Here is an 8,875-nt window from a genome sequence, read left to right as displayed (position 1 = left end):
GACAAGTCGGACAGGCTCCTAGGCCCATGGAATCCTCGACGGCGCGAACCACGACGACACGGAGGATTGCTGCGGACGCGGTTCAGCCGCCCCCGAGGACGAGGCGGCGATAGAGATAGATCTGGCCCTGACGATCACGCAAGACCAAGCGGCCCTGATCCAAGGCATACTCGAACTGCTGAGTGAAACCCTCGCGCCGATTGCTCAGCTCGACACGCTCTGCGGTGATGCGGATGTCGCCGTCGATGTAGCCGCTGAAGGGCGCGTAGATGCGGTAGCGCCCGCCCTGCACGATCAGGAGTCCATCGTCGCTGCCCTCCCAAATACCCTCCAACGGACCCGCTGCCCAGGGCATCGCACCGCTCATGGCGCTGCCCGGATTGAAGCGTTCCATCATTTGGCTCATCTGGCCCACTTGGCTCGTCGGATCCATCTGCGACCCGCCCGGGAACGGCAGCGTGCCCGCGCCAGGAACACCCGGCATGGCCCCGAACCCGGACGGCCATCCGGACATACCCATCGGATTGGGGACGCCCGGCGAACCGCCCGACATGGCACCTCCGGCGGCGCCGAAAAGACCCATCGCCTCCATCATGCGCACCATGGCGTCGGCCATCGCCGAGCGCGTATCGGCGGCGAGCGGGGGCGCGACCGACACCGCGAGGCAGATCGCGATGATCCTGAGATGTGGACTGAAGAGGTTCGACATCAGTGTTTCATTCAGTGTTTCGTTCAGGACCCGAAGAAGTCCGCGCCGGGCACGGGAGGAAGCCAATCGGAAAGGCGTGTCGACGGAAGACCCAGACGCTCGCCGTAGATCACCCGATAGGCGAGAACACGCTCGACATAGCGACGCGTCTCGAGGAAGGGGATCGACAGGATCCACAAATCGGCCTCGAGACAGGCGTCCGGCACCCAACGTGCCACGCGCGCCGGGCCGGCATTATAGGCGGCCGTGGCCAAGGCGACGTGACCAAAACGATCGCGCATGCGCCTTAGGTAGGCACTGCCCAGCGTGATGTTGATCGAGGGGTCGAGCAGATCCCAACGCGAGGGCGGCTGCAAGTCGAGCATCTGCGCGACCTCCCGCGCCGTTCCCGGCAGGAGCTGCATCAGACCGATCGCACCGGCGTGAGAGGCCAAGGTTCGCGCAAAGACGCTTTCCTGTCGGATCACGGCGAGGACCCAGTCCGGCTCCACTCCCTGCTGCCAAGCCTGCTCCTCGACCAAGGCGCGATGCTGCACCGGAAAGCGCAACTCCATGTCGTCCCAGTAACCGGAACGCGCCAACGCCTGCACCGCTTGGTCGTGCCAGCGCATGACGTCGGCCACGTAGGCGGCCGCCATCAGATCCGGACCGTCGAGATGGGCCATCAGCTCACGCCACTCGCGACGCATGTCGGTCTCGCGACCCAGACGACTCAACTCGCGCATGCGTGCGAAGGTCGGGCTACTCGCAATGGCCCGGATCCGTTTCGGTTCCGCGGGCGTCCAGGCATGGTCGAGTCGATAGGGCAGGCCCAGCCGGTCCGCCGCCATGAAGGACCAAAAACTGCGGCCCTCGGCGGCCCTTGCCAGGGTCAGGCGCGAGGCCTCGTCGTGACCGAGCTCGGCCTGCGCGCGCCCTTGCCAGTAGAGCCAGCGGTCACGCTTGACCGCACCCTCGGGCATCCGTGCAACCCACTCCGCCACACGCTCCCAGGCGCGCAAGGCGACCGCCGTACGCAGGCGAGCCTCTTGCTCGGCCAGGGTGCTCTCGGTCGCGCGCAGGCCGTCCCAGAGCGCGAGCCCGCGTTGATCTCCGGCGCGCGTCAACGCCTGTCCGATCGCCGCATGGGCGCGATCCGAAGCAGCTGCATCCGTGCTCAAAACCTTCCGGAGAGAGACCAAGGCGTCGGCAGCCTTCTCGGGCGATCGAGGTGCCAGAGCGACGAGCCCGTGCGCCAGGATCGCGGCGCGTTGCGGGTGTCCGTCCTCGACAGAGGCCGGATCCAGGACCAGCGACGGATCGGCATCCACGGCACGCCACGCCTCGTATCGGTGCTTCTCCGAATCCGGGAGAAGTCCGCCCAGATAGCGGGCAACACCGCGCTCGCCCGCCTCCATCGCCAAACGGATGCGTTTCAGGATGCGCTCGGTCGTGAGACCGCCGACATCGCGCCACGCCGCGAACACGGGATCGCAGGCGTCCGGCTGTGATCCGCCAGACAACCACAGCGGTTCGACCAGGGCCAGCGCCTCGTCGCCGCGTCCCGTCTCGATGAGTGAACGAAGATAGAGACAGCGACGCTCGGTCGCATCATCCGGCCGATAGATCCGCGCATAATCCGACCAGCGCTCGGCGGCCGCGAGTCGCGCCAGATAGGCAAGACGCAGACGGGTCGCGAGCTGGGTCTGCGGGAAATCGACCAGAAAGCGCTCGATCTGCTCATCCGACATCGCCGCGAGGTCCCGCGTCAAGACAGCGAAGCCCAGATAGGGATAGAGCGGATAATCGACGAGACCTGCGGCGAGACGATCGAAGCTCTCCGGATCATTGGCCTCAAGTGCACGCTCGGCGGCCAGAAACGCGGAGCGATCGTCTGCCCAGGGCTGACCGAACATGCCGAGCAACAAACACAAGAGTGCCGTCGAAGCGCAGCTCCGAGAGGCACCCGAGAAGGCACGGACAGACGATGGATCGGCGAACATGGACGTGGGAAAAATCCTGATACTCTTGTCGACACCCGCTCTGTCGGCGACACTGCGAGGCCGGACGCGTTCGAATCGCCGTCGCCACCGACCACATGGACAGGACAACGCCGATGCAGCTTCGACAGCCCTCCCTGACCCTCATGGCCATGACCTTCGCGCTCTTGGGCTCTTCGCTCATCTGCGCGTCGGCCGACGCCCCGAAGCTCCAAGGCGTCTACTCCAACATGGAGCCGTCGGTGGAGCAAGGGGAGCTGATCGGCATCGAGGTCTTCATCCTGCCTCATGTCCGGGATGACGAGGTCGCTTACGTCGCCTTGATCCAGTTCGCCGATGGTCTGCCGATGCGACCTCAGCTTGTCGACCTGGCGATCCAGGATGACGGCATCTCCTTCTCGGCCGTTCACCCCGTCGAAGGCGAGATCGAATTCAAGGGCAGCATCGACATGGAAGGTCTGACCGGACGCTTCGACGCCTTGGGCGAGGTCTCCTTACCGCGCGGGGAGAGCATCTGGCAATGGGGCGCGAGCGGGCGATGACATGCCGGTGTCGTCCGCAGCGTTCGACATTTCATTTCCTACAGAGAGACGTCCATGAAGACATTGATCCTCGCCCTGATCTTTCTCCTGATCGGAAGCGCCGTCGGAGGCTTCCTCGCACTGGGCTTCGGTGCCGGATTGGGTGCCGCGAGCGGACTGGTGATCGGATCCCAGGCCGGTGCCTGCCTGGCGGTCGAGACGGCCGAAGAGAGCGGCCTGGTGAGCGATCCCGCGCAGATCGACGCGCTGATCGCCACCACGATCGCGAAGATCCGCGAGAAAAGCGGCGCCGTGCCCGCCGAAGCCGGACTGCAGTGGATCGGCAACGCAGCCGAATGCCGCGACATCATCCGTCAATTGGTCGAAGGCCCCGAGGCCGTCGCTCAAGCACCGGCCGCTGCGCGAGTCGACTGAACCGTCCTAACGACACTCGAGCGAACGGGTCGCGTTGATCGCGACATCACGCGGGTTTCTTTGATCGGCCGTCATCCGTCGCTGTCTGCGAATCCGCAATGTCTTAAACATTAGAAAAAGCTAATGTTATGACATAGCAACACCCAGACAGGACATCCGGATGACTCGCTCCGCTTCGATTCCATCCATTGCGGCCGACGGCGGATCGCCGGGCCGATCCGGCCCGCGCGCGGCGAACCGGATCCCGTGGCGTTCCGCGTTGTCGGCGCTCGCTCTGCTCGGCTTGGTCGGTACCGGCGTTGCTGCCTATTGGTCGGTTCCGCCGGCGCCCTTCGATGTTGCGGAAGTGGCCGAGACGCTGCCTCGCCAACCGGGTCAGGATCCGGTCCCGGGGAGTCACGGCGTCGCCGCGGCGATCAGGATCGGGGAAACGCTCTTGGGGAAACCCGGTGGATTTCTCTACAACGATCGGCTGCCGCCCGGCGCCTTGCTCGACAACACGCCGAGTTGGGAGTGCGGAACATTGATGGCGCTGCGCGACTATACGCGCGCGCTGCGAAACGACTTCAGCCGAAGCCAAACGCAGTCCATCGAAAATACCGATGTCAAGCAAGCCGACCTCCGGTTTGCCATCGACCCCAAGTCATGGGCCCTGCCCGAGGCCGAAACCGAATATGCTCTGGGAATCGATGCCCTCGAACAATACCTCGCGCACCTCACGAAGGGCGACGACCCGAACGCGCAGTTCTTCGCCCGCGCCGACAATCTCGCGGCCTATCTCGCGGTGGTCGAGAAACGTCTGGGAAATTTCGGCGTGCGTTTAACCTCGAGTGTGAGCGACAGCGATCTGGCCGCAGTGATCGCCATGCCCGTCCCTGACGAGGATCCTGCGACACGGAACGATCTCGCACCGACCCGAACCGATTGGGACCAGATCGACAACGTTTTCTATTGTGCCCGCGGTTATGGCTGGGCCATTCTGCACCTCACACAGACCATCGAGCGCGACTTCAGCCGCGTCTTGGAGGCCAAGCGAGGCGAGACATCGATGCAGCAGATCATCCGAGATCTCAAGGGCGCCACCAAACCGATGGCGAGTCCGATCGTACTCAACGGAGACGGCTACGGCATTCTGGCCAATCATTCACTCGTCTTGGCCTCCTATATCGCGAAGGCCAACGCCGCCCTGATGGATCTTCGCATCCTCCTGCAGGAAGGCTAGCGTCGTCGGTCGACCCGGTCTGCGTGGGTTTCGGTCGCCATCTCGATTGGCGAGCTGGGGTTGTGGCTGTCCCCTCGGAGGCGTCGGCCGGATCGGACGTCGACTGCGATGATCGACGACGACGCGCCTGAAAACCCGATCAACCCACGAACAACCAGGAGTTTACAGATGAAGATTGCCGTTACCGCCGAGTCCAGCCAGGGTCTCGACAGCCAGGTTGCGCAACATTTCGGCCATGCCCCCTACTTCATCGTTGCCGACATCGAAAACGGCGCAGTCACCGCGACGCGGGACATCGCCAACCCCTTCGCCGAAGCGCATCAGCCGGGACAGATCCCGGACTTCATCAAAGAGCAGCAGATCGAGCTCATGTTGAGCGGCGGCATGGGTGGACGCGCCATCGAGTTCTTCACGCAGGCCGGTATCAGAACCGCGACCGGCGCGAGCGGGACGGTACGGGCATCGCTGGAAAGCTATCTGGGCGGCACGCTCGCCGCCGCAGCGCCCTGTGCCGAGAGCGTAGCGCACAGGTATGGTTGATGATCGGTGATCCTTGGCAGCGCCAGCGTCTTCTCGATGCCTTCCCGTTTCTGCACGGGACACCGGAGGAGTTTCGCGCCGAGTTGTTCGAACAGGTCGCATTGGTGCGTCTGCCGGTCGGTCAGCTGATCTGTCACGACGGCGCCCACTGCAACCAACTGCCCTTGGTGCTGACCGGAACCGGGCGGGTCTACAAGCTCGGCGAAAACGGTCGGGAGATCACCCTGTATCGTGTTCATCCCGGCGAGAGCTGCGTGGTCACCACCTCCTGCATCCTCAGTGGACGGGCCTTTCCGGCCTTCGCCGTGTGCGAGAGCGCAGTCGAGGCGGTCGTCGTGCGGCCGGCCGAGGTCCGCCGCTGGATGGCTACGTCCGAACCTTGGCGGGAATATATCTTCGGCTTGATCGCAAGCCGCTTGCAGGAGGTCTTCGGCGTTCTCGATGCGGTGCTGTTCCAGCGCCTGGATCAACGTTTGATCACCCATCTCCTGGGCCTGCGGCAGACGGCATCGGGACGCAACATCCATATGACGCATCAGGCCCTCGCTGTGGAGCTGGGGTCTTCGCGCGAGGTCATCAGCCGCGTCCTGAAGGGGCTGGAGTCGCAGGGACTGCTGCGCACGACGCGCGGCCTGATCGAGCTGCTGGACATTCCTGCGCTCGAGCTGCGGGCGCGGGAGGGTTGAGCCGGCTCAGTCCATCGCTTGGTGACAAAGTCACTGAATCGCCGGGGCGCTCGGATTAGTCTTGCACCACGTCCTCACCGAATTGGCCGAACACGCCGGTCGCCACAACAACAGAGATCATCCTATGACCCCGAATGTCGGATCACTCGATCGCACCCTCCGTATCGTCGCCGGTGTCGCCATCCTCGGCTGGGGCTTTTATGCCCAGAATTGGCTCGGCGCCATCGGGCTGGTGCCTCTAGCTACCGGGCTCTTGCGCTGGTGCCCCGTCTATCTGCCCCTCAAGCTGAACACCGACAAATAGGCGTGTTCGGCGGGCCGACCGCCAAAACGCCCCGCTCGGTCGCCAAGGGGTTCAGCTCGTCGACGAACGCGCAACACCTGTCTCGAGCGGAAGCCACCTCGCCATCAAAGGCTGCTTCGACCCGAAGCAGCCTTTTTGATGATGGACACCGTACAAGGAATCACGTCCGGAGAGGATCGATCTATTCCCGGGCGGAACGTGCATGACACGCCAAGGATGTCGCGAGCGCGTCCCGCGAAGCCTTCAGGTACACTCAAGCCTCCGCGTCGAGCACGCGTTCGGCCCAGTCGGCGAGGTCTTCGAGGATCGTAAGCTTGTCTGGATCACCGGCGTATTGCTCGGCGAGCTCGCTCAGGCACTGCTCGAATCGATCGATCACGATACTGCCGCCGCCGGCGGGATCGGTGAGCCGGGCGAGGCGAAACAGATCCCAGTCCTCGCGCTCTTCGGGGGTGAGTGTCTCGGGCCAGTTGCGTGCACGGTAGCGCAGCAGCATCTCGCCGAGACGCGGGTCTTGAAAGCTCGGCGCATGGTCGCTCAGCTCGGCGGGGTCAAGTCCGTGGATCGCGTCCATGGCACGACGATCGGCGTCCGAGAAGAATCCGCCCGAGTAGATCATGAGATCGGGGTCCGTCTCGATCGGCCCATCGGGGGCGCGATGGACTGCGCGGACCTTGTCTTCGATCGTCGCTGCCGCGTCACGTAACCTGCGCGCATGATCGGCGAGCGCATCCGGATCGATCGACCAGCGCGCCGCCGCCTCCGGCCCGAGGGTTTTCATCGGGGCCAGAATTGGCGAACGGTTGACGTGAATCGTCTTCAGCGGGACCCGCTCGACGCCCTCGGGAAGCTCGCTTGCCGGGGTGAACAGTCTGGTGCGCAGCTCGTCCGCGGTGAGATTGAGCAAGAGATCCGGCGACGCGCGCAGGTCGACACAGATCACCCCGTTGCCGTTGCCGGGATGGGGGCAGAGCGGCAGGATCGGCGCGATGCAGCCCAGTGCGGCCGGGTAGCGCGCCGAGACATGCAGGAGCGGCACGCGGCGATCGAGCAGCTCACGCACGCGCCGCTTGTCGCGCAAGGTGAGCGCATAGTCGAACAGCTTGGGCTGGGCATGTCGCAATCGACGTGCCAGTGCGATCGTGGCGCGCACGTCGGCGAGCGCATCATGGGCCTGACCGTGGGCGATCCCGTTGGCGGCGGTGAGATGCTCGAGCTTGAAGGAGGTGGTACCGTCCTCGCGCGTCGGCCACTCGATCCCGTCCGGTCGCAGGGCATGGGCGAGCCTCAGTGCGTCGATCAGATCCCAGCGGGAGTTGCCGTTGCGCCACTCGCGGGCATAGGGATCGAGCAGGTTGCGATAGAGCAGGTTGCGGGTGACCTCGTCGTCGAAGCGCATGCTGTTGTATCCGACCCCGCAAGTTCCGGGGACACTCAGCTCGGCATTGACGGCGGCGGCAAAATCGGCCTCGATCAGCCCCTCGCGCTCGGCGAGCCGGGGCGTGATGCCGGTGATGAGACAGGCTTGCGGGTGCGGGAGTAGATCGGTCGAGGGACAGCAAAAGAACACGATCGGATCGCCGATCTCGTTGAGAGCAACGTCCGTGCGGACAGCGGCGAACTGGCACGGCCGATCGCGACGCGGATCCGCGCCCCAGGTCTCGTAGTCGTGCCAGAGAAAGGTCGGCGCGTCGGGAGGACCGGCCACTCGGTTCAAACCGCGTCCAGAGTGAAATGCGCCATCTTCATGTCGTGTCGGGCTCGAGAATGTTTCCGACCTTTGTGGAGACGCGGTTTAAACAATATTCTCAATGCTTTAATCCACGCCGGCTCCGACAGTTGTCGGCGCCGGCGCGGCCAAGCCAGAAGCGACGCACACCGCGCCAGGCGCGATTTAGATCTTCTCGCGGATACGGGCGCTCTTGCCGGTGCGGCCGCGAAGGTAATAGAGCTTGGCGCGACGCACNNCGCTTGACCTCGATGCCGGCGATCACCGGGCTATGGGTCTGGAAGACGCGCTCGACCCCTTCGCCGTGGGACATCTTGCGGACCGTGAAGGCCGAGTTCAGGCCGCGGTTGCGGATCGCGATCACCACGCCCTCGAAGGCCTGCAGACGCTCGCGGGCGCCTTCCTTGACGCGGACCTGGACGACGACGGTGTCGCCCGGGGAAAACTCGGGGACTTCGGCCTTCATTTGCTCGGCTTCGAGCTGGAGAATGATGTTGCTCATGGTTTCCTTCGGCTCCTGTTCTCAACCGGCCTCATCCTCGTGATGCGACCGGACAAATTCATCGAGCAGCGCCTGCTCGTGTGGATTCAAGCCGCGCCGCTCCAACAGATCGGGGCGACGCCGGTAGGTCCGCCCGAGGGCCTGCTGCAACCTCCAGCGCGCGATCGCGGCGTGATCGCCGCCGATCAAGACTTCAGGCACCCGGCGCCCGTCGATCTCGGGCGGCCGGGTGTAATGCGGGCAATCCA

The 8,875-nt window shown here is 64.5% G+C and carries 9 protein-coding genes and 2 pseudogenes; 6 read left to right on the top strand and 5 right to left on the bottom strand.

The features are described 5' to 3' along the window. Positions 1-82: 82 nt before the first annotated feature. Both B4N44_RS15885 and B4N44_RS15880 read right to left on the bottom strand, forming a co-directional pair. Positions 83-709, bottom strand: a complete 627-nt coding sequence (locus B4N44_RS15885; RefSeq protein WP_296702800.1) for a hypothetical protein — start codon at positions 707-709, stop codon at positions 83-85. Positions 710-732: 23 nt separating this feature from the next. After that, positions 733-2,691 carry a transglycosylase SLT domain-containing protein gene (locus B4N44_RS15880; protein WP_296702797.1) on the bottom strand — a complete coding sequence of 653 codons (1,959 nt, stop codon included), beginning with the start codon at positions 2,689-2,691 and terminating at the stop codon, positions 733-735. Positions 2,692-2,804: 113 nt separating this feature from the next. Here B4N44_RS15880 and B4N44_RS15875 point away from each other — a divergent pair, with 113 nt between their 5' ends. From B4N44_RS15875 to B4N44_RS15850, 6 genes are all read left to right on the top strand, one after another. Further along, positions 2,805-3,230: a hypothetical protein gene (locus tag B4N44_RS15875; protein WP_296702794.1), complete on the top strand. Its 426-nt coding sequence runs from the start codon at positions 2,805-2,807 to the stop codon at positions 3,228-3,230. A gap of 54 nt (positions 3,231-3,284) precedes the next feature. Then, positions 3,285-3,644 (top strand): hypothetical protein, encoded by a 360-nt coding sequence (locus tag B4N44_RS15870; protein ID WP_296702791.1) that lies wholly within the window; start codon positions 3,285-3,287, stop codon positions 3,642-3,644. Between the two features lie 259 nt (positions 3,645-3,903). Further along, a complete protein-coding gene (locus tag B4N44_RS15865) occupies positions 3,904-4,866 on the top strand; it encodes a DUF2333 family protein (protein WP_296702788.1) in 963 nt (320 codons plus the stop codon). Positions 4,867-4,974: 108 nt separating this feature from the next. Further along, complete coding sequence (locus tag B4N44_RS15860; RefSeq protein ID WP_296702787.1) at positions 4,975-5,406, top strand: NifB/NifX family molybdenum-iron cluster-binding protein; 432 nt, start codon at positions 4,975-4,977, stop codon at positions 5,404-5,406. After that, positions 5,406-6,092 carry a Crp/Fnr family transcriptional regulator gene (locus B4N44_RS15855; RefSeq protein WP_296702785.1) on the top strand — a complete coding sequence of 229 codons (687 nt, stop codon included), beginning with the start codon at positions 5,406-5,408 and terminating at the stop codon, positions 6,090-6,092. Before B4N44_RS15860 ends, B4N44_RS15855 begins: the two co-directional genes overlap by 1 nt. A 124-nt stretch (positions 6,093-6,216) precedes the next feature. Then, positions 6,217-6,396 (top strand): YgaP family membrane protein, encoded by a 180-nt coding sequence (locus B4N44_RS15850; protein WP_296702782.1) that lies wholly within the window; start codon positions 6,217-6,219, stop codon positions 6,394-6,396. A gap of 253 nt (positions 6,397-6,649) precedes the next feature. On the opposite strand, the gene sbcB is transcribed toward B4N44_RS15850, so the two are convergent. The 3 genes and pseudogenes from sbcB to B4N44_RS15835 all read right to left on the bottom strand — a co-directional run. Next, the gene (gene sbcB, locus B4N44_RS15845) at positions 6,650-8,104 is read right to left on the bottom strand and encodes an exodeoxyribonuclease I (protein WP_296702780.1); all 1,455 of its coding nucleotides are present in this window, start codon (positions 8,102-8,104) and stop codon (positions 6,650-6,652) included. A gap of 186 nt (positions 8,105-8,290) precedes the next feature. Next, positions 8,291-8,627, bottom strand: a pseudogene (rplS, locus tag B4N44_RS15840) (50S ribosomal protein L19). A gap of 21 nt (positions 8,628-8,648) precedes the next feature. Beyond that, positions 8,649-8,875 (bottom strand): annotated as a pseudogene (locus B4N44_RS15835) (tRNA (guanosine(37)-N1)-methyltransferase TrmD); the annotation flags it as partial.

The organism is Thiocapsa sp. UBA6158 (assembly GCF_002423035.1).
Classification (GTDB): domain Bacteria; phylum Pseudomonadota; class Gammaproteobacteria; order Chromatiales; family Chromatiaceae; genus Thiocapsa.
The sequence above is the reverse complement of the archived record's forward strand: the minus strand, read 5'-3'. Positions and strand labels throughout refer to the sequence as shown.